This window comes from Pseudomonas psychrophila, assembly GCF_001043005.1.
GTDB classification, from domain to species: domain Bacteria; phylum Pseudomonadota; class Gammaproteobacteria; order Pseudomonadales; family Pseudomonadaceae; genus Aquipseudomonas; species Aquipseudomonas psychrophila.
On the sequence record NZ_JYKZ01000001.1, the window covers coordinates 322,854 to 343,887 of the forward strand.

General features: G+C 50.1%; 15 protein-coding genes and 6 pseudogenes. 10 read left to right on the forward strand and 11 right to left on the reverse strand.

The window, feature by feature from the left end; all coding sequences use genetic code 11:
* Together TU76_RS01485 and TU76_RS01490 are read left to right on the forward strand one after the other, a co-directional pair.
* The gene (locus tag TU76_RS01485) at positions 1 to 1,413 is read left to right on the forward strand and encodes a site-specific integrase (RefSeq protein ID WP_197678351.1); all 1,413 of its coding nucleotides are present in this window, start codon (positions 1 to 3) and stop codon (positions 1,411 to 1,413) included.
* Complete coding sequence (locus TU76_RS01490; RefSeq protein ID WP_048350897.1) at positions 1,410 to 1,604, forward strand: hypothetical protein; 195 nt, start codon at positions 1,410 to 1,412, stop codon at positions 1,602 to 1,604. The genes TU76_RS01485 and TU76_RS01490 overlap by 4 nt, the downstream gene beginning before the upstream one ends.
* A 509-nt stretch (positions 1,605 to 2,113) precedes the next feature.
* Here TU76_RS01490 and TU76_RS01500 read toward each other — a convergent pair.
* The 6 genes and pseudogenes from TU76_RS01500 to TU76_RS01525 all read right to left on the reverse strand — a co-directional run bounded on the left by TU76_RS01500 (position 2,114) and on the right by TU76_RS01525 (position 7,712).
* Positions 2,114 to 2,323, reverse strand: coding sequence for a hypothetical protein (locus TU76_RS01500; RefSeq protein WP_048350899.1), 210 nt, complete (start codon positions 2,321 to 2,323; stop codon positions 2,114 to 2,116).
* Between the two features lie 369 nt (positions 2,324 to 2,692).
* A pseudogene (locus TU76_RS25945) lies at positions 2,693 to 3,640 on the reverse strand (methyl-accepting chemotaxis protein); the annotation flags it as partial.
* 200 nt (positions 3,641 to 3,840) lie between these two features.
* Positions 3,841 to 4,258: pseudogene (locus TU76_RS25950) on the reverse strand (PAS domain-containing protein); the annotation flags it as partial.
* 288 nt (positions 4,259 to 4,546) lie between these two features.
* Positions 4,547 to 6,079: a sensor domain-containing diguanylate cyclase gene (locus TU76_RS01515; RefSeq protein ID WP_048654659.1), complete on the reverse strand. Its 1,533-nt coding sequence runs from the start codon at positions 6,077 to 6,079 to the stop codon at positions 4,547 to 4,549.
* Positions 6,080 to 6,852: 773 nt separating this feature from the next.
* On the reverse strand, positions 6,853 to 7,275 hold the full coding sequence (locus TU76_RS01520) for a DUF6691 family protein (protein WP_037031739.1): 423 nt from the start codon (positions 7,273 to 7,275) through the stop codon (positions 6,853 to 6,855).
* Positions 7,276 to 7,277: 2 nt separating this feature from the next.
* Positions 7,278 to 7,712: a YeeE/YedE family protein gene (locus TU76_RS01525; protein ID WP_048350902.1), complete on the reverse strand. Its 435-nt coding sequence runs from the start codon at positions 7,710 to 7,712 to the stop codon at positions 7,278 to 7,280.
* A gap of 472 nt (positions 7,713 to 8,184) precedes the next feature.
* Between TU76_RS01525 and TU76_RS01530 the strand changes: the two genes are divergently transcribed.
* Both TU76_RS01530 and TU76_RS01535 read left to right on the forward strand, forming a co-directional pair.
* The gene (locus TU76_RS01530; protein WP_048350903.1) at positions 8,185 to 10,059 is read left to right on the forward strand and encodes a DUF294 nucleotidyltransferase-like domain-containing protein; all 1,875 of its coding nucleotides are present in this window, start codon (positions 8,185 to 8,187) and stop codon (positions 10,057 to 10,059) included.
* A gap of 2 nt (positions 10,060 to 10,061) precedes the next feature.
* The gene (locus TU76_RS01535) at positions 10,062 to 10,784 is read left to right on the forward strand and encodes a 3'-5' exonuclease (protein WP_048350904.1); all 723 of its coding nucleotides are present in this window, start codon (positions 10,062 to 10,064) and stop codon (positions 10,782 to 10,784) included.
* 90 nt (positions 10,785 to 10,874) lie between these two features.
* Here the strand turns inward: TU76_RS01535 and TU76_RS01540 are convergent, their stop codons facing one another.
* Positions 10,875 to 12,539, reverse strand: coding sequence for a BCCT family transporter (locus tag TU76_RS01540; protein WP_048350905.1), 1,665 nt, complete (start codon positions 12,537 to 12,539; stop codon positions 10,875 to 10,877).
* A gap of 1,017 nt (positions 12,540 to 13,556) precedes the next feature.
* On the opposite strand from TU76_RS01540, the pseudogene TU76_RS24485 reads away from it, so the two are divergent.
* Positions 13,557 to 13,829 (forward strand): annotated as a pseudogene (locus tag TU76_RS24485) (chromate transporter); the annotation flags it as partial.
* A 214-nt stretch (positions 13,830 to 14,043) separates the two neighbouring features.
* Here the strand turns inward: TU76_RS24485 and TU76_RS01550 are convergent.
* Complete coding sequence (locus TU76_RS01550) at positions 14,044 to 16,137, reverse strand: heavy metal translocating P-type ATPase (protein ID WP_048350906.1); 2,094 nt, start codon at positions 16,135 to 16,137, stop codon at positions 14,044 to 14,046.
* Between TU76_RS01550 and TU76_RS25525 the strand changes: the two genes are divergently transcribed.
* Positions 16,079 to 16,603, forward strand: a complete 525-nt coding sequence (locus tag TU76_RS25525) for a hypothetical protein (RefSeq protein ID WP_162207948.1) — start codon at positions 16,079 to 16,081, stop codon at positions 16,601 to 16,603. The two genes, TU76_RS01550 and TU76_RS25525, sit on opposite strands and share 59 nt — an antisense overlap.
* Positions 16,604 to 16,926: 323 nt before the next feature.
* Complete coding sequence (locus TU76_RS01560; protein ID WP_403212208.1) at positions 16,927 to 17,367, forward strand: MerR family transcriptional regulator; 441 nt, start codon at positions 16,927 to 16,929, stop codon at positions 17,365 to 17,367.
* On the opposite strand, the pseudogene TU76_RS25530 reads toward TU76_RS01560, so the two are convergent.
* The 3 pseudogenes from TU76_RS25530 to TU76_RS01565 form a co-directional block, all read right to left on the reverse strand.
* Positions 17,364 to 17,623, reverse strand: a pseudogene (locus tag TU76_RS25530) (transposase domain-containing protein); the annotation flags it as partial. The gene TU76_RS01560 and the pseudogene TU76_RS25530 overlap by 4 nt on opposite strands.
* Before the next feature lie 66 nt (positions 17,624 to 17,689).
* Positions 17,690 to 17,815: pseudogene (gene tnpB, locus TU76_RS25810) on the reverse strand (IS66 family insertion sequence element accessory protein TnpB); the annotation flags it as partial.
* 175 nt (positions 17,816 to 17,990) lie between these two features.
* Positions 17,991 to 18,566: pseudogene (locus TU76_RS01565) on the reverse strand (IS5 family transposase); the annotation flags it as partial.
* Between the two features lie 281 nt (positions 18,567 to 18,847).
* Here TU76_RS01565 and TU76_RS01570 point away from each other — a divergent pair.
* From TU76_RS01570 to TU76_RS01580, 3 genes are read left to right on the forward strand one after another with little or no spacing between them, the layout of a single operon-like run.
* Positions 18,848 to 19,459: a TetR/AcrR family transcriptional regulator gene (locus TU76_RS01570; RefSeq protein ID WP_048350908.1), complete on the forward strand. Its 612-nt coding sequence runs from the start codon at positions 18,848 to 18,850 to the stop codon at positions 19,457 to 19,459.
* A gap of 21 nt (positions 19,460 to 19,480) precedes the next feature.
* Positions 19,481 to 20,158 carry a glutathione S-transferase family protein gene (locus tag TU76_RS01575; RefSeq protein WP_048350909.1) on the forward strand — a complete coding sequence of 226 codons (678 nt, stop codon included), beginning with the start codon at positions 19,481 to 19,483 and terminating at the stop codon, positions 20,156 to 20,158.
* A 12-nt stretch (positions 20,159 to 20,170) separates the two neighbouring features.
* Positions 20,171 to 20,884 carry a glutathione S-transferase N-terminal domain-containing protein gene (locus TU76_RS01580; RefSeq protein WP_048350910.1) on the forward strand — a complete coding sequence of 238 codons (714 nt, stop codon included), beginning with the start codon at positions 20,171 to 20,173 and terminating at the stop codon, positions 20,882 to 20,884.
* Positions 20,885 to 21,034 lie beyond the last annotated feature (150 nt).

The window sequence follows — 21,034 nt, forward strand, 5'->3', positions numbered from 1 at the left end:
ATGGCACAACCGATCAAAGCAGAAAGACTGGCCACGAGCGATCCCAAACCTTCGCCCAAGACATCCAGCGGGCTGACCATTAAGACCCAGGAGGTCACGTACAACAGCCTGGAGCTGGGCACCGATGTGACCCATTGCGTCCTGATAGCCCAGCAGGAAAACAAAAACTTCCTACTCAGCCATCCGAATCTGTTCCTGTATAAGCACACTCGATCTTCGATGGCGTCATCTACGCGCCATGCGACGCTGATTTCAATGTTCTACCGCTTCCTAGCCACCCAGCCGAAAATGAAGGGCATCGACTTGGGTTATTACCATGCGCTGGCTGACAACAAGGACATCTGCAGGTGGCAGGTACATCGTCAACTTGAGCGACTAGAAAAGAACTCTCCGAAGCCTTCCTCAGAGACAATTTTTGAAGATGCCAAGGTGCTGCTGATTTTCTTCAAATGGCTCAATGATCATGGTTACGTGACCAACGTCGACGTTCAGGTCAGGACTTGGCGCGCCAATTTCCGAAGTGGGCGCATGCTGAACTATATCGATAGAATTGCGAAATCAACGATCAGCTCTAAGAACATTCGCGTCCTGGACAAACAAAGCAGGCAAAAAAAATTCGACTTTCTCATTACCAACGATGAGATCAAGGTACTTCTGCAGTCGTATGCCGACCCTGTATATGCGGTGCTTTTTCAACTGGGTCTTGGGACTGCCATGCGCCCCATGGATCTGGTCAGATTCCCGTACTTGGGCAATGGGGACAACAAGCACATTATGCCCTTCTCGGAGATGGTCAAACGCGGCGTGACAACTCAGTACACTGTGTACAACAGCAAAGGCCACAAAGATCGCGAGATCACGATACACATGGACGACCTCCGATCTTTGGAAGAGAACTACATCATCCCCTACTACAGCATCCGTAAACAGCTGTACAAAAAGAGGTTCAAGCAAGAATGCACGCCTGACGTGCTTTTCCTCACGGATCGAGGGATTCCAGTCGATTCGGACAGGATTGCGTCTCGAACGAACGACGCAAAAGTTAAGGCCGTGAAAATTGACCCTACGTTTAGGTCTCACATCAACTTCTACCAGTCTCGGCACTGGTGGCCAACGCAGTACCTCATCAACATGTTCGGCGAGCGCTTGCTGACGGAGAATATGGAAGTGCTTTACTTGGCGGCAGCCCAAGTACTAACGCAGCAAATGGGGCATGAAGACGTAGCCACCACCTATAAGTTTTACGTCGATATGGCACGTGTTTTGATGTTTGTTCACAGGGGCAAAGCACTAGATCTGATCCGCGCTCCTGAACGGTCGGTGTCCAGTTTCATCGAGCGCTTGCGTTCGGTCGACCGTGAAAAGCTCGTAGAGACTGAGGGCCTGGAAGGCAGTGCAGCGGTATATGCGTGAGTTCAAAAAACGTGCTGCAAGCAGGGTTCTTTGACGACAACCGTTCGATTCCCGAGGTCTGCGCATTGATGGACGGCGGCCCTCCGGCTCTGCGCCGTTGGATAGATCAAATTCGTAAAGTGCGCCAGAAAAGCACACGCACCGCGTTGACCTTGATGCCCAACCTCACGAGCATGTCGGCTGAGCGATAACCTGGATCGCGCGGTCGGCACGCAAAGACTATGTCACAGGCGATACACCCTCCTTATTCTCACGCAATCGACAGTCGTCATTCGCGGGCAGCCGACACCGCTATCGACCCGAGTTTGCGATGATTCTTCCAATTTTTTCCCGCTGATCTTGGACGCAAAACAGGCATGAAGAGTGCCGCTCGCTTCCTTTTCAAAACGTGGCCTGGCGTAAGGCCGGTCATGCATACGCAAGCACTGGATCTTCTCGCTAAGGAGCTTGGGTATGACAGTTACCATCACGCCAAAAAGCTTGCACCATCATGGACTGATGCTCGGCCTGCCATTGATATCCACTCGATCGAGTGGAATCTTTCGCGGGTACTCAGCGAGGAGTTTCAGGCATCCGACAACCCTAGCGTGTGCATCGAACTAGGTAATCTCCTTGACTACATTCAGACCATTGTTCTCCAGCCGCTTACGAATACAAATCGCAACTGATGCGGAGATGCATTTCTCAAGTATAATCCTTTCTAGTGAAGCGTTATGAAGTCAGCACCAGCCGCTAAAAGCTGATAATCGGTTACTGTCTGGACTAGCGAATCAGCCAATATTTTCAGTTGATCAATTTCCTCTTGTGGGCGGCCTAAAGTTTTAGCCTCACGATAAAGACGCAGAGCTTCTAAGGCCTCTAAGATCAACGGCTCGCCAGCCTCAGTCATTCCCAGAATTGTCCTCTTCATCAATACCCGCCCTCTCAGTAGTCAAATCAGTATAGCGGCTGCCAACTGACAGTCAGTCTCGACCCAGAGCTGTCGATGGCCAAAGACAGTTATCGGTTCCTTGCACGCTTCCTTGCGCAGTAACCTGCCAGTCAGCTCTCGGTATTTACCACGCGTAAGCACGAGTCGGGTCGGTAACTGGGCGAATGCTTCTGACAGAAACCGGGACACTTTGCGCTCAGCACGGGAGAGGGTTAGCTGATTGGCACCGCTATCAACAAGCCCCTCTAACCCTTGGATTTGCTCTCGAAAAACCTTGAGATCTGAGCCAGGCTAAGGACGCAATTAAGAGCCCGCGCAGAGCGGGCTTTTGTCGAGAAGATTCGTTTGTTAACGGTTGAATCGTGCGACCAATGAGTATTGGGTCATCGCTGTTTGAGTTAATTCTTTGCTGAGCTCTGCCGAGCTTCTTGCTTGTTCTGATGTTTGATCTGCAAGATTTGCGATGGTCGTAATGTTGCGACTAATCTCCTCTGCAACGGCAGTTTGCTCTTCAGTCGCTGCGGCGATCTGGGTGGTCATATCAGTAATGTGAGCTACCGCATCACTAATTCCAACCAATGCCTTGTCAGCTTCTAGTACCCAGGCGACTCCTTCTTCAGCTTGGCGATGTCCATTCTCCATGGTTTTAACAGCACTATTTGACGAGGTTTGCAGCTTGGAGATCAGGCTATGAATTTGAATAGTTGACTGAGTGGTGCGTTGTGCCAACTGACGCACCTCGTCTGCAACCACAGCAAAGCCTCGGCCCATATCTCCAGCACGTGCAGCTTCGATCGCGGCATTCAAAGCAAGCAAGTTGGTTTGATCGGCAATACCTTTGATGACATCAACAACCGTTCCGATTTCATTGCTGTCTTTAGCTAACTGTGCAACCGCTTGGCCAGTCTCTCCGACAACGATCGAGAGGCGTTGGATTGCCTCACGGGTATCTCGAGCTACATCACGGCCCCGCCCTGTTAGCTCATTGGCTTCTTGAGTAGCGCTAGCGGTTCTCTGAACGTGGGTTGCAACCTCCTGCGTGGTCGCCGCCATCTGACTAACTGCAGCTGACACTTGCCCAGTCTCGACTCGCTGACGCTCAAGTCCGCGCGAACTATCTGAGGCAAGGTTATCCGATCTTTCAGCCAAACTAGTGAGTTGCTCTGCGGTGTCTTGCAAACGAGTAAGGCAAGTTTTGAGCCTCGATGTCTGGCTCACAAATGCGGTTTCAAGCCGCGCCTGTGGGCCGCGCTCATCGCTATACATCTGTGCAATTAACTGATCCGAGGTTGTGGGGTCAGCCATTTTCAACAGATGCAGCGCCCCTTGATTTTTCTGACGCGAAACAATCACCCCGAAGAGAACAGATATTAATACCGCCAAGGTTAATGCCAGAGAAGTACTGAAAAATACTCCCCCTAAGGAGCCCACTAGCCCCATAGCCAAAAGTGGTAGCCAGTCCATGAGGATAGGTTTCCATTTGTCACTGCTGGGGATAGCCGACTTGCCTAGGTTTAGGCGATTGTAAAGGTTCTCTGCGCGTCGAATTTTATCGGTCGTAGGCTTAACCCTGACCGATTCATAACCAATTACCTGGCTGCCCTCGAAAATTGGAGTGACATAAGCATTCACCCAGTAATGGTCGCCACTGCTAGTTCGGTTCTTTACGATACCCATCCAAGGCTGGCCCTATTTGAGAGCGCCCCACATATGAGCAAATATGGCAGAGGGGACATCGGGATGTCGGACGATATTCTGGGGCGCGCCTATTAGATCTGACTTATTGAAACCGCTGATCTCGACAAAAGCATCATTGCAATACGTAATGACACCTCGTGCATCAGTTGTAGAAATAAGTTTTTGTTGCGCTCCCAAGGCAATCTCGCGCTGCGTGACCGGTTGATTGTTTCTCATTTAGATAGATCCCTTGCCCTGTGTCAAGGGTATCGGCAGCTAATATGAAAAGCTTAATGAGTATTTCCATAGGGTATTTTGCACCTGGTAATCCGTCTGCGCTCGGAATGCGGCCCATTGGCAACAACGAACAAGCTGCCACCAAACTCTATGAGTCCTCCATCGCGTCAACACGACCAGGGTGTAAAACAGCTCCAAAAAATAGCCGCTTCGCGCAGGCTGTGACTTACCTTGAAAAATAAAAGCCACGCTTACTTTATTCAACCCGCTTAAACTTGCCGCCAAACACTAAGAGTCATTTGTCGACAGTGTCGTAACTTGCGAAGCGTCATCATTACCACGAGCAGAACAGACCCTATTACGACCAGCTTGTTTTGCACAGTAAAGCGCATCATCCGCTCTAACAACTAACTTACTGGGGGTATCTCCCGAGGGCAGCGCGAATGCTACACCCATGCTAACAGTCACCCGAACTAGACCTTTACTTGTTGAAATCTTTGAGCTTTCAATCGCCAGCCGTAACTTCTCTGCAACACCGAGGGCGCTTGCCCCATCCGTACATGGGAGGATCACACCAAACTCCTCCCCCCCTAGCCGACCAAAACTATCATGTGCTCGAAGTTCGGCGCAACACACAGCAACCACCTGTTTCAGAACAATATCTCCAATCGGATGCCCATACGTATCATTTACTTGCTTGAAATAATCAATATCAATCAATATCAAGCTTAACTTCGTACCGCAGGATTCTGAATCCCTGAACTCCTTCTCAAGGACTTCTAAAAAATGGCTCCTGCTCAGTGCGCCAGTTAAAATATCAACATTTATAAGTTCCCGAAGAGTTTTGTGAGCCTGCTTGAGGGCTTTTGCATCCTTCAAATGCTGCCACACGGTGGCATATATCAACAAAGCAAAAGACAGTAGCAATATCGTGACAGCACTTGCACAAAAAATTAGCACTCTATGACGCTTACCAGATGACATCAAATAATCTTCAGGTGAAAGCTGAACAAGAACAACCAAGCCGGCGTCTTCTAAACGACGGTATGCGGTCAAGCTCTCAGACCCATCGAATGCACTAACTCCTCTATACAGCCCTTCAGGCAACGCTTCCTTAACAAAATATGGCGCACTTTTCAAAAGCAATAACTCGCCAAAATTAATAGCGCCACTATCCTTTGATGCCACTGCACGAGGAACACGATCCATACCTACAAGAGCAATCAAACCATTAGCCCCAACATTAATTTTTTTATAAAAATCCGAAAAGAAAGACATAGGGATTGACACTACCACGACCCCTAAGAACTTATCACCTTCAATTATTGGCCGAGTGAACTGTAGAGACCAAATACCAGAAACCCTACCAAACACGGGCTTACTAATAAATAACTTATCTTTTGAAGGATTATCACGATGGGCGCGAAAATGATCGCGACCACTCAGATCTACCGCGCCAAAGGCTGGGGCTAGCGACGAATAAACTAGCATCCCCTCCGGAGAAATCAGCGCAACTTGAGCAACCATATTCCCATAAAGTACAAGCTCCTCTTTAACTATGCGCCCAAAATCATTTCGATCTTTAACAGCATGCTCACGCAAATCTTGAGTTAAAGTATCTACAAAACGAACCACGCTTTGAACGTGCACATCGAATGCAACGGCAAGATTCATAGCATCACTACCCGCAGCTTTTTCTACCAAAACGTTCTCTTGATCAAGCCAAGCATGGAGCGTGCCCCACATAGGCACGAGCGTGATCAATAGAAACGCGATGGCTGCTAAGCCCGCTTTCGTTTTGGTAGCACGATGCTGGTACAATCTGAACCTCCATTACTGACCAATAGCCATTAAGATAACTATTCAGATTAGTGACATAATTCAACATACTTAGACACCTGAACATCAGCTAATCAAAGTAGCTGACTAGACCTTAAAAACAGAGCAGCACAATAGACTTACTGCAACCTCCACCCTTTCGCCTAGAGTAATCATAGTACAAAAACCCGAACTACAGACTGAGACTAAAGGGGCAAGCTCCTTATAGCGCTTTGTTTGGTTTTATCAACTAACTGGTTCAAAATCTAAAGACAGCACCTCCAAAACATGTTGATTCGATCACTCCTTTTTTTACTTGCCGATACTTCCTAGGTAGGTTTTCAGGGCGATCAGCCCATGGTCGCCGACGATTCGTCTAGCATGAGCTCGGTCAAGTTGGGCTCTATGGGCGTAATAAACCACGCCGCAGTTGTGGCGGTGACATCGAGTGGGGCTGACAGCCGCAGATCAGCAGCAAAGCGGTCACGAAGGCGTGCTTGTTTGGTTTTTCAATCGGTCAGCTTTGGCTGTCAGATTCTGCGCGAGGGTCGAGTTGGGTATTGGAATTTGCAGCATAGTCCGGATCGTTCAATCAAAATCTAAACGCCATCAGCGAAAGTTTTATTCGGTTCCAGGCCAGCAAGAATCGCTCAGCGAGAGAATTGTGAATCGTTCAGCCCGGACATCAAATATTCATTGGCCGGAAATACGTGTTATCGATCTGGTCAGCAGGTTTGAGAGTCTGACTGTGCTGTACTCGTGTCCACGGTTTCAGCCTAATCGGGTCGTGCGCTACGTTCTAATAGGTTAAACAAGTACATTCCGGCCAACATGGCCAATACGAATATGATGATTTGGCCGTGCCCTGTAAGCAGAATTGTTAACGCTGGCCCAGGGCAGATCCCCGCAAGCCCCCAACCTATACCGAACAACAGGCTGCCGCCAATCAAGCGGGAATCCAACTCCCTTTTCATTGGAAACTGCATCGGGGCACCCAACAAGGATTGTTTGTTTTTGCGCGCCCAATTCAAGGGAATAATCGCCACCGCGATGGCCCCACCCATCACCAGTGCGAGTGATGGATCCCAGGCCCCGGCCAAATCAAGAAAAGCTAATACTTTGGCGGGATTCGCCATGCCTGCCAGGAGAAGGCCAAGGCCGAAGATCAGTCCTGCAAAAAAGGCGGTCAACTTGATCATTTTCATGCTCCCACCACATGACGGATGACGTACACCGTTGCAAAGCCAGCAAACATAAAGCACATCGTTGCCGTGATGGATCGTGCTGAGAGTCGAGAGATCCCGCAAACGCCATGGCCGCTTGTACAACCAGATCCGTAACGAGTACCCACTCCGACAAGCAAGCCCGCAATGATCAGCGTCGGCCACCCTGCCTTAATCTCGATCTCTGGCATTACGGTAAACGCTCCCCACAACAACGGAGAAATCAGTAGACCAAGAAGAAATAACACCTTCTCACTCCGACCCTCACTATCGAATCGCAGCACGCTTCCAAGCAGTCCACTGATGCCGGCGATGCGTCCATTCGCGAGAACAAACAAGCTAGCAGCCAGCCCTATCAAGGCGCCTCCAGCTAATGAAGTCCAAGGCGTGAAGTTGATCCAATCAATGCTCATTTTGCATCTCCTGCATATAATTGCTGGTAAAAGACATGGATTTCAAAGGTGTCACCTGAGATTCTGAGCTCCCCCTAAAGGCGATCAAAGACCCTGTCGAGACCCGTATAGGATTTCAGCCCCTGAATCCGCCCCGGCTCTCCTAGAGATATCGAAGCCTCAAAAGGACACAAGATGAGGCAAGGTTCGATCAGTCCGCTTTTGGCTGGTTGCCGCATTTCAGGAGGGGCATTTCTAGGCGAATAGTGATTGCTGAACACCTCAGAAACCCGGGGCGATTAATATTGATCCTTTAGGTATCGCAAAAATTACCGTACGCAGTTACTCAAAGTGGTTACAACGCATAACGTAAGTCAGCCACGAAGCTTGATCCTAGTCACCGGATGTGATGTGGTGGCCGATACAGAAAGACTATTCCCATTCGCCAACTATGGCGCTCGCGACTTTTATTTTTCCAGCATCACGAGGTTTCATGCAGATTGAGTTACAGGAGATTAGCGACCACCTCTATCGTTTCGCTCCTTTTGATGCCCTGCCAAAGGAGTCGGTAGACGCCATCGCTCGGCGAATTGAAGTGAGTTATTTCAAAGCCGGCAGTGACATTCTTGAAGCCGGTGCGACCATTCAGGATCTGCATTATGTTCGTAGTGGTGCGGTGGAGATTTACCGGCGTAATGGTGAGCTCTATGACCGTCTCGTCGAAGGTGACCTATTCGGTCAGGCAGGTCTGTTACGTAGCAACAAGGTACGCTTTCCCGCCCGAGCGTTGGAAGATAGCCTGATCTATTACATCCCTGCCGACGTTTTCGCTGACCTTTGTGCGCAACATGATGCTTTCGCTGACTTCGTTGAAGCAGAGGGAAACTCGAGACTCAAAACTGCTGTTGAAGCTCAGGGGCGTGCTAGTGAGCTTATTCAGCTCAAATGTCGCGCCCTTATCTCACGTCCCTTGGTGTGGGTCACGTCAGATATCTCTGTCGGCGGAGCTGCAAGAATCATGACTGAGCAAAGTGTATCCTGCGTTCTAGTCATGTCTCCAGCAGGTTTAAAGACGGCTGAAATAGAAGGGATCGTCACAGATAGAGACCTTCGCACGCGATTTGTTGCAGTGGGCCTAAACGCTGACGAAACTCGTGCCAGCGACATTATGACAGTCGATCCGGTTGTAATTGGCTCCGATGATTCAGTGTTTGAAGCCATGCTTGTGATGTTGCGCCGCAATATTCATCACTTGCCGGTTGTGCACGATGGTAATCCAATTGGCCTTATAAACCTGTCGGATATCATCAGGTACGAATCGCATAGCAGTTTGTACTTGGTTAACAGAATCTCTAACCAGACCTCAGTTGAAGGCCTGAGATCACTTTTGCGTGACCTGCGAGGAACCTATATCCGCATGGTGCGTGACGGGGCTACTGCGCACATGATCGGAAGCGCGATTTCAGGTATTGGCCGTGCCTTTACCCAGCGTTTGCTTGAGCTGGCCGAGAAAAAGTTAGGCCCGCCTCCAGTGCCTTACTGCTTTATGGTTTTGGGATCCATGGCGCGTGATGAGCAGTTGTTAGTGACTGACCAGGACAACGCGTTAGTACTCGACGACAGCTTCGATCCGATCCAACACGACTCTTACTTCCGAGCCCTGGCAACGTTTGTTAGCGATGGACTGGCCGCGTGCGGTTACAGCTACTGCAAGGGCGGGGTCATGGCGACCAACGAGCAGTGGCGACAGCCTTTGAAGGTATGGCGAAGTTACTTCGATCAGTGGATCGAAAAACCTAATCCAACTACGTTGCTTAATAGCTGTATTTTTTTCGATCTGGATGGGGTTTTTGGCAAGCTTGAGTTGGTACAAGAGCTTAAAGACCTGTGCGCTCGAAAAGCTAGTACACACCCTGTATTTCTAAGCGCAATGGCTCGTATTGCCCTTAATCGAACGCCGCCATTAGGATTCTTTCGTACTTTTGTCGTTGAGACTGACGGACAGCAAAAAAGGATCATCAACCTTAAAGGGCGTGGCACGGCACCGCTGACCGACCTTATCCGGATTCATGCACTAGCATGTGGCAGTACCGCTCAGAATTCATTTGATCGCATGGATGCTATAGCCCGCAGTAAAGTCATTCCTCCAGAAGCATTAAAGCAACTTCGGTACGCACTAGAGTTCCTGTCGATGGTGCGTATTCGACACCAGGCGGACGCACTTGAACAGGGGGCATCACTCAATAACTACATTGAGCCCGAGCGCTTTTCTAGCAGTGAACGACATAACCTCAAAGAAGCGTTTCAGGTGTTGAGCAATGGCCAAAATTTCTTGCGATTCCGATATCCTTCAAAGGGCCGCTTTTAGCGATGAAAAACCTAAAAAAGCAGCCTAAAAATAGAGTGCTGGACTGGTCTGCCGAGTTCGAGACATTGGCGAAGATTTCGGTTAATCCTCTATTACAAAAGTTCTATCAAGCTGGCGCGGTTTCAGCGCTGGCACCCATTGAGAGCGTTCAACTGCTGGCCATGGACGTAGAGACTACCGGCCTTGACTCACAGTCCCACAGCATCGTGAGTATTGGTGTTATGCCGTTCACGCTGAATCGTATTTGTTGCGGGAATTCACTTTACTGGGTGATAAAACCATCGTCCGAACTGAATGAAAAGTCAGTGACCTTTCATCACATAACCCATGCCGAAATTTTAGATGCCCCCGTGTTTTCGCAGGTGCTTGATCCTTTGCTTGAAGCCATGGCGGGCAGAGTGATTGTCGTCCATTACCGGAATATTGAGCGCGCCTTCTTGGATCAGGCAGTGCGTAGGTATTTAGGTGAAGGCCTTAAGTTTCCAGTCATCGATACGATGCAGTTAGAGGCACACTTCCATAGGCAAAAAATTAGCTGGTTCGGCCGACTGATTGGACGCAAGCAAGAGTCCATACGGCTGGCAGACAGTCGCTCTAGGTTGAACCTACCGGCTTATCACGCACATCATGCATTAACCGATGCTCTCGCGACTGCCGAGTTGTTGCAGGCGCAGATAGCAACTCACTACTCGCCACTCACACCTGTCGGTGAGTTATGGAATTGAACCAAGTTGATAGCTTCAAGGTGCAAGCAGATAGATATGTTACACCTTGAAGCTTGAGGTCAATCTTACCTATAGCCTAGCTCATACTGACTAACGAGGCTCAGACATTAGTCCTTTCACTAGAGATATACACCCTATCATTAGAACTATTGCGAAAGGCAACCCCGTGGATACTGCCATTGCCTGCAGTGCCACCAGACCGCCCCCCAATAGCAGAGCAATCGCAATTACGCCTTCGATTACCGCCCAGAACACCCGTTGAGGAACAGGCGCGTCAACCTTGCCTCCAGCTGTGATGGTATCGATCACCAACGAGCCGGAGTCAGATGAAGTAATAAAAAACACTATGACCAGAATAATACCTAGGAATGAGCTGATTTCCTTGAGGGGTAGCTCTCCCAGCATGGCGAACAACTTCAGCTCTAAGACCGCGTCCTTAACTCCCATAAGGCTTTGAGTGGTCACTTGGTCAATTGCCGTACCGCCAAACGTAGTCATCCATAATACAGAAACTACTGAAGGCACAAGTAGAACAGAGATCAAAAACTCTCTGACAGTTCGACCACGGCTGACGCGAGCGATAAACATGCCTACAAATGGCGACCAACTGATCCACCAAGCCCAGTAGAAGGCAGTCCAGCCTTGAGTAAACTCGATATCAGTACGTCCAAACGGGTTTGAGAGTGCAGGCAAATATTCAACATAATTCACCAGATTCTTAAAGAATCCAGTGAAAATAGCCAGGGTCGGCCCCACAATGATGACGAACACCAACAAGAGCAGTGCAAGTCCCATATTGATCTGGGAAAGCATTTTGACGCCCTTATCCAAACCGGCAAGGACTGACCAAAGAGCGATTATGGTGATACCGACAATCAGTACAACCTTGCTCAGATTCGTCGATTGAATTCCGAAGAGATATTCAATCCCTGCAGCAGCCTGTTCTGCGCCAATCCCTAAAGAAGTTGCTAAACCAAACAGCGTGGCAAATACCGCTAGGATATCGATGATATGTCCCGGCCACCCCCAGACACGCTCACCCAATAGTGGATAAAAAATTGAGCGTATTGAAAGCGGCAAGCCTTTGTTGTAAGAAAACAACGCTAAAGACAGCGCCACAATCGCGTATATAGCCCAAGGATGGAGTCCCCAGTGAAAGATCGTCGCCGCCATCGCCAAGTCAGCAGATGCCTTCATATCGCCTTCGGCACCGCCTAGCGGCGCCCAATCCGTGCGCAGGCCGCTCGCATCTATTGTCACACCACCCATAGAAGCAGCGTAATGCGACATTGGTTCCGCGACCCCATAAAACATTAGCCCAATGCCCATTCCCGCAGCAAAAAGCATTGAAAACCAACCGACGTAACTATGGTCTGGTTTGGCATCTCTACCGCCCAAGCGAACCTTGCCCAGCGGAGAGAAAATAAGTGCAATGCATAGCAGGACAAAAACGTTCGCAATGCTCATGAAGAGCCAGGCTAGATGGCTGGTTAGCCAGTTTCGAATGGAACTAAAGAGAGGCTCTACTTCATTCTGCAATGCCAGTGTCAAAATCACGAACAGTAAAATGGTGGCTGCTGAAATGATGAAAACTTTACCGTGGATATCGAGTGAGAATGAAAACTCTCCCTTGATGTTGTCTTGACCGATGACATAGTCAGTATCGATAAGATTGGCCGCTCCACTAGGAGCAGGAATGCCTTCACTGGGTTGAGAAGGTGTGTTTGGACTATCATCCGTAGGCTTTCCAACCATAAGAATCCCCTTGTGAGTTTCACGTCATTCAACGTGTAATTGTCATTATCCCCGCTGTTCCTATGGTAAAACGAGATTTTAGCCCAGCTATCCTAGCAAGCTTTAGGCACAAAATTCGTAAAACTTCAGATCCTTCTATTCTTATCTGAGGCTTCTTTAGCGTAGCCTTGGCAGGCTTACAAAGCGATCAATCCCTGATCGCCGTCGTCGGTGATTCCGATAACTCGTTGAGTATGCGCGGGGTTGAGTTGAGTTCTACCGGCACCGTAAACCACGCAACCGGAGCTGGTAGTGGCTGGAACTGCGTCACAACCAGTTGCTGCGGTGGCGTCGAGTTGAACTGACAGCCACAGATCAGCATTACCAATCGATCACGCAGGGGTGTTTGTTTTTTTCATCAGTCAGGGCTAGATAATGCATTTGGTCGCTGGCTACCAGTCATTGCTCTAGGGCGAGGCGCTTGCCCTGCTCTGCCAGAACCAGCACGGAGTAGACATTGGCGAGAAGTGTGAGCTTGGTTTCGCATGCAGTTTCCTTGGTTGCCAGTTGCATGCCATTGTCGTTCGCTTGCAGCGTACATGCAGCTCATGCGCTTCCAGCTATCAGGGCAACGACGATCAGCAGTACCCTGCTCAATCTCGAAGGTATCGAGAGATACTGCTGGCAGCAGTATATGCAGCTTGATATCAGGCCAGAAGCTAACCCGTAGAGTATCTGACAGCGACTACTGCAGGTGCTGCACAAGCTATTGATACCGCAACGGCTGATCGGGATTGTCGGCCTGTGCGAAGTTTAACTGGCTGTACGGATCCAGATATCAGTCTGGTTGCCACATACCTTTTTGAAGAAGGCGCCGAGATAATGTCGACTGCCTACCGACACACCGGCCTAAGCCTGCTGGGACTGCCCTGCGCGGCTGGCGTCCAGCAAGTTGATATCTAAGGGGGATTATTGAGTAGTAGAGTGAAGCCACAGCGATATTTGGTCATTAATGTAGCCACTTTGGGGGCAGGAGTTTTGTCAGTTGAAAGTAGTACCGAACTGATTACAGCTGCTACCACGTGGGCGGTATTTCTGGTGTTCTTGCGCTTGGGATTCACCTCCTTCGGAGGGCCAATTGCACATTTAGGTTACTTCCGCGAAGAGTTTGTTGCTAGGCGCCAATGGCTCAGTGAACGCAGCCATATCGATTTGGTCGCCCTGTGCCAATTTCTGCCGGGGCCTGCTAGTAGCCAGGTAAGCATAGGTTTAGGGCTATCGCGTGCCGGAATCTCTGGAGCAGTTGCCGCTTAATGGCGGGCTTGCGCCCGCTCAGGCAGAGAAAAAACTTAGCGCAGTGTCCGGGATTAGTTGACCACTACAGCCACAGTCACCTAGCATGACTCTAGAAGGTATGAGCACTGCTAAAAACGGCCGTTAGAAGGCTAATAATCCATGGTCTGGCCTCGTGAAAAACTCAGGCTATCGCGTTTCGCAAAGCATCCCCCACACCTCATTTCGCGATCTACTTCTTCAGTAATCGAAGTCCATTGAGCACCACAAGCAAGCTCACTCCAACGTCTGCAAACACAGCCATCCACATGGTGGCTAGACCCATCAGGCTGAACACAATGAAAATGGTCTTGATACCTAAGGAGAACAATATGTTTTGCTTAAGAATCGCAGCAGTTTGGCGCGACAGGCGAACAAAGGCCGGAATCTTGCGCAAGTCATCATCCATTAACGCAACGTCAGCCGTTTCAATGGCGGTTCCCGTGCCGGCTGCGGCCATGGCGAATCCGATCTGAGACTTGGCCAATGCAGGCGCATCGTTTATCCCGTCACCGACCATGCCTACCACGTGCTTACGATCCTGCAACTCACCAATCGCCGAGAGCTTGTCAGCGGGCAGCAAGTTTCCCCGAGCCTCATCTATTCCAACTCGTTTGGCAATTGCATGAGCCGTGTGTGAGTTGTCGCCTGTCAGCATCATGGTTTTGATGCCCAACGAGTGCAGCTCTTTGATCGCAGTCTGGCTTGAGTCCTTTACTGTATCGGCCACAGCAAACAACGCAAAAACCTGACTGACGCTGGTCAAGGCCACGACTGTTTTGCCTTGGCGCTCCAGGCTAGTCAGGGCGTCGTCCAACTGCGACGTACCGAGCCCCAACTCCTGGATCAGTCGGTGATTGCCCAGGTAGAAGAGCTGGCCCTCAATCATCCCCTTAACCCCGCGACCGGGAAGGGCCTCAAAACTCTCCACTTGCAGGAACGTTGATGCGTCCGAGCCTTCGTACTTGGCAATTGCCTGTGATACCGGGTGATCCGAGCGTGCACCGAGGCTGGCGGCAACAATCTGAGGATGTACCTCTGAGTCTTCGGCTACCGGAATGTAGTCTGTCTGAACCGGTTTCCCATGAGTAATGGTGCCGGTTTTATCGAGCGCGACGAAACTCAGCCGCGCGCCTATCTCCAGATAGACGCCGCCCTTGACCAAAATACCTTTGCGGGCTGCTGCAGCCAGCCCGCTGACGATGGACACTGGCGTGGAAATAACCAGTGCACAGGGACAAGCAACTACAAGTAGAACCAAGGCCCGATAGATCCAGTCAGTCCACAAACCGCCCATAAACAATGGCGGGAATACCGCAATTGCGACGGCGAAAAAGAACACCCCTGGCGTATAAATCTTGGCGAACTTATCAACGAACCGCTGGGTAGGAGCTCGCGAACTTTGAGCTTCTTCAACCGCGTGAATGATACGGGCAAGCGTCGTATTGTTGGCCTCAGCTGTCACTCGATACTCGAAGGAGCCGGATTCATTAATGGAGCCGGCATAGACGGGATCATCGATATCTTTATCGATGGGCAGGCTCTCGCCCGTGATGGGGGCTTGGTTAACGGTCGAACTACCGGAAAAGAGATTCCCGTCCAGTCCAATGCGTTCACCGGGGCGTACACGAACCAAATCCCCAATCTGGACAGTCTTCACATCGACCTCCAGCCAACTGCCGTCGGACTGACGCACGGTCGCTCGCTCCGGGGTCAAGTCCATCAGCCCCTTGATGGCATTGCGTGCACGATCCAGCGATTTCGCTTCGACCATTTCTGCAACGGTAAAGAGAAACATGACCATCGCAGCTTCCGGCCACTGTCCGATCAGCACCGCACCGGTAACCGCGATGCTCATCAGCGCGTTGATATTCAGGTTCAGGTGTTTGATCGAGATCAAACCCTTTTTGTAGGTCGTAGGCCCGCACAATGCGATGGCGAACAAGGCTATGACCGCTACCACCCATTCAGGCGCGGAGTTAGTGAAGTGCAGAACTTCCGCACCCACGGCAGCGACACCGGACAGCGCTAATGGCCACCAAGTGCTTTTGTGTAATTCCGGCTGGGGAGGAACTACTGGCGTATCTGCGCTGGTTGAATTGCCATTAGCAGTCAAAGGCTCGGCGTGCATGCCCAGCGATAGCACTGCTGCCTCTATACCCAAGGTGTCTGGTAGCTCGTGCCAGACTGCCATCGTGCGGTTCATCATGTTGAACTCGAGCATTTGAATGCCGCTCATCTTCGCGAGCTTACCCTCAATCATGGTCTGCTCGGAAGGACAGCACATCTGCCCAATCCTAAAACTGCTGAAACTAGTCCTTTCGCCTGTATTAGTGGGAGAGACGTTATCGATGCCAGCTTTGGAGGTATCCGCGGCAGATGATGGACAGCAGGCATGGGTAAAGAGATCGTTATCAACCGCAGCAGCAGGCTTGCTCGGTTCGGCAAGACTGTACAAGGCAGATGGCGGTGCTAGGACGGCGCAGCTCGATTTATTGGTTTCGGAGCCGGGGGAGCAGCACCCCACATCCTCTACTGTAGAAGGCGCAGAACTGACGTCCAGAGTTTTCGCGGAGCAGCAATTGCTGTTGGACTGGGCTGTATTTGTATTGCACGTCGTCGCGGCAGATGCACTACAACTGATCGGTACTGCTTGTTCAAATACCTCAACGGCGGCGTCACTTTTCGATGCTTGCTCATCACCACAACAGCTTTTCATAAGAGCACTCTCCACAATTAATGGTGAAGAGTAAACACCCTATAGCTACTATAAGGTAAAGCGAATTGTCGGGCTCGGTGAGCCTTTTTTCATTCTGCCCGCGTCGTGATTAACGCGTTTGGTTAATTTCACTGCAATTCAGATTATAGAACGGTTGCGCGCCGAAGCTGGTTAAGGGTTTACCCCATGACTTCACCAACGAATAGCATCGCGATTGTTGATACCAGAGCAAGCAACCAGCCACAGAGCAAAAGAACCCAAGATCCGGATTGATACTGCTTTAATGAGGCCTCCACAGGATTCAGCTCGCTTTCTATTGAACGCGCGCAGATTTGCTTATCGCCAAAGGCGCGTAATATGAAGATTCTAGAAACTTTAAGGTCAAGCGAAATGATTTCGACTAGATATACAGTCGGTGCCTTGTCGAAGGCGACCGATACCAAAGCGGTAACAATCCGCTATTACGAACAGGTCGGCCTCCTGCTCCCCGCAGGGCGTTCAGTATCGGGCTATCGCTTTTACACAGATGAGGAGCGCGACCGTCTACTCTTCATACGCCGAAGCCGGGCACTTGGCTTCAGCCTTGACGATATTCGAGAGTTACTGAGTTTTGCTAATAAACGCGACGCTTCCTGCGCCAGGGTGGACGCAAAAGTCGAAGGGCAGTTAGACCAAGTCCGAATGCGCATCCAAGACCTGCTAGGTTTGGAGGCTGAGTTGGAGCGTTTGATTGCTTGTTGCAAGGGCGGCGTGATCGAGCAGTGCCGCATTATCGAGTCGATGTCCAATCGTTGTTAGGGAGGATCTACCCACTGAAGCGGAAGCAGTTGGCCAGTCTCACTCGCTGAGTCGAGATAGAAGTCAGCACGTCCTTCAGATAAGCATACGGATCATGCATGTTAAAACGTGCCGTCTGGATCAAACTCATGACCGCAGTCGCTCGTTGCTCACTACGGAAAGTAGCCAGCAAACAGCCAGCTCGAATGTCCAAAGCCCAACGTCGGAACTGATTTTCGGCTGCAATATTATCGATAAGCAAAGCGCCATCTTCGAGGCGCGCGTGCGAAAGTCTGAAGCTGCTCGGTATCCAGTTCCAGCTCGCTACCTTGTGAGTTCCTGGCCAATTAAATTTGCCTTGATTCAACCTCCGTGCCACTGACCAAATACCAATCCCGTCGTGAACCAGCACTCTCATTCGGTTGGCCCAGCGATTGGTAAATAGATAAGCACAGTGCGGATTCGCCACGCCGAATACTTTTATCAGTCTAGCCAAATCGGTCTAAGTGCCGGCTTGCATATCCATGGGCTCTGCAGCGAGCCAAATGGAGTCGATTCGGATTATTAGGTAAGTTCACGGATAAAACGGTCATACCTGACATGCTACGCTACAGGCATTCTTGGACGATCTAGGTTTTAAAGGGCTTGAGATAGCCGAACTGACGGATGTTCACGCGAAACGGATACTCAACTTTAGACCGTACCTGCGCTTTCGCGTATTCGGTCTCGCGCCGTATACGCCCAATCAAACTCTTTTTGACGTGCTTTTTATAGCTACTCGGGCGCGCCACAATTGATCAGTTCATCTTGCGATCCTGATGCTCAAGACGCTTGTCAACTCCAGTGTAACCGGCATCGCCGAAGACATAGTTGTGGTCGCTATACTGCAACTGATCGACCTGAGTCACGTCCGCAGCATTGGCCGTCGAGCTCGCGAGGTTATGCACTAAATTCAACTCGGCATCGACGCCAATGTGCGCTCTCATCACAAAAAAATATTGGTTTCCTTTCTTCGTCTGATGCATTTCGGGATCACGCTTTCCGTCCTTGTTCTTGGTCGAACTCGGTGCATGAATAATCATCGCATCAACCACCATGTCTTACAAGCCACGATCAGCCAGATAACCATTGATTACCTGAAGAATCCCGCCTGCAAACTCATGTTTTTCCAGCAGGCCCCGAAAGTTAAAAATCGTCGTTTAATCGGGAAACCGATCCAGGCCCTTCTAGGAGATCACCTGTTCCATCTCGATCAGAAAGCGCTCGCGGCGGTCTGCTTACGCTGCCGACATGCTCGGCATCGGCGAAGGACATTTGTTTCGTCGGGGCTCAAACGTTCGGTTCGTGTCAGGCGAGTATCTCACCAAATCGGGAAGTCTTTTTCAGAGTTTGGCTTAGAGCGAAAGTATTGAAAAATACGATAAGCTGAAAAATCATACTGTGTCGGTCGATACAAAACTTGTGCTATTGTCACTGAAACGACACAGAGCATTTTCAGTCAATGGCCCGTCCTCGTACATTTAATGAAGCAACGGTTCTGAGCTCCGTCGTCGAGGCATTCTGGGCGCAGGGGTACGAGGGCACTACAACTCGAGACCTCGTCAGGTGCACTGGTCTCAATCAACCAAGCCTTTACAATGCCTTTGGCGACAAACGCACTCTTTATCGTCGTTCCCTAGAGCACTATTTAGAATGTAGTGTGCGCGAACGGATTCGGCGCCTTGAGGGACTCCCTCAGGCAGGGATAGCCATAACCAAGTTTTTTGTTGAACTCGTAGATCGAATACTGAACGACCCCCTTCATCGTGGGTGCCTACTGGTAAATTCAGTCCTCGAGGTGAGAGCAGAGGACGCAGACTTGCGTCAGGCAGTGGTAAATGAACTCCAGACAATTCGTATTTTTTTTGAAGGCCGACTGGCTGCATTCAGCACGCAGCGGGACATTCCTGAAGGGATCGATTCACAGGTCGGCGCCAACCACCTCCTCAGCGTATTGCTTGGAGTGCGAGTTTTGGCGAGGATCAACCCAGACCCTAGGTGTATTACAGACGCTATTGGTATTGCACTTAACAGTCTTGGGCTCCCTCCCCTAGCATTTTGCGACATTAACTGACCGTCACTACATGGACTCCAAATGATCAAGCTCTACTATCACCCATCACCCAACCCCGCGAAAGTTGCGCTTTTCTTGGAGGAAGCGGGTCTTGCATACGAACTCATTCCTGTGGACACACGCAAAGGAGATCAGCACGATCCTGCGTTTCTCAAGATCAACCCAAACGCCAAGACTCCTGCTTTGGTTGACGGCGAAGCCGTAGTCTTTGACAGCAACGCCATACTTCTTTATCTAGCCGAAAAAAGCGGAAAGTACCTGCCCGCTGACAACCTGAATGCTCGTGGCGAAATGTATTCCTGGCTCATGTTCGTTGCAACGGGTATTGGCCCGTACTCTGGTCAAGCAGTGCATTTCAAACACTTCGCTCCCGCCCCCAAAGATTACGCCGTTGCCCGTTACAACTTTGAAGCCTGGCGTCACTGGACAATCATCAACGACCGTCTGGCAAAAATGCCTTACATGTTAGGTAATGAGTACACGTTGGTTGATATGGCAGTCTGGGGCTGGGCGCGTGCAGTACCTTTCATCCTAGGTAACGAAGCTTGGGAGAACCTACCAAACGTGAAGCGCCTTCTTGATGAAATCAACGAGCGACCGGCAGCCCAGCGGGCTGAAGCACTGAAGAACAAACACTGCTACAAAAGCGAAATGGATGCTGAAGCTCGTAAAGCAATGTTTCCTCAAATTACTCAATAGAGGTGCGAGATCATGATCGACCTGCATTACTGGACTACCCCTAACGGGCACAAAATTTCTATGTTCCTTGAAGAGTCGGGCCTGCCTTATCGCATCGTGCCGGTGAACATTGGAAAAGGTGAGCAGTTCACGGCTTCATTTTTAAGCATTGCTCCCAATAATCGTATTCCAGCCATTGTCGATCATGAACCACTGGGTGGCGGTCAGCCATTACCTATCTTCGAGTCGGGCGCCATTTTATTATACTTAGCAGATAAGATTCATCAGTTCATACCTAATGATATACGTGGCCGCAACGAAACCTTGCAGTGGCTTTTCTGGCAGATGGGCGGACTGGGGCCGATGGCAGGGCAGAATCATCACTTCGTCCAATACGCTCCTGAATCAATCCCTTATGCACAAGAACGATACATTAAAGAAACGGCTCGTTTGTATAGCGTGTTAAATAAACGGCTAGCTGATGGCCGTGACTACATCGCGGGTGATTACAGCATTGCCGACATGGCATGCTACCCATGGATTGTTCCTTACGTCAGGCAGAATCAAAACATCTCCGACTTTCCACATTTGGCTATCTGGTTTGAAAGAGTTAGTAATCGAGCCGCAACGAAGCGTGCTTACGCGCTTGCAGATCAAATTAATACCGCACCGGTAGTAGACGATGAGACCCGAAAACTATTGTTCAACCAAGATGCGAGCACGCATCCAACAAGCAACCCACACTAAACGGGACACATACATTTTATTGCATGGCAAGCTTAATCCGAAGTAAGCCTAAGCAAAAATCAATCGATGGAGCACTCTAAAAATGCTGTTATTAGGGCCTAGCTTTATAACTAATCCATCTAACGACTATGCCTCCACAATCACGCATCC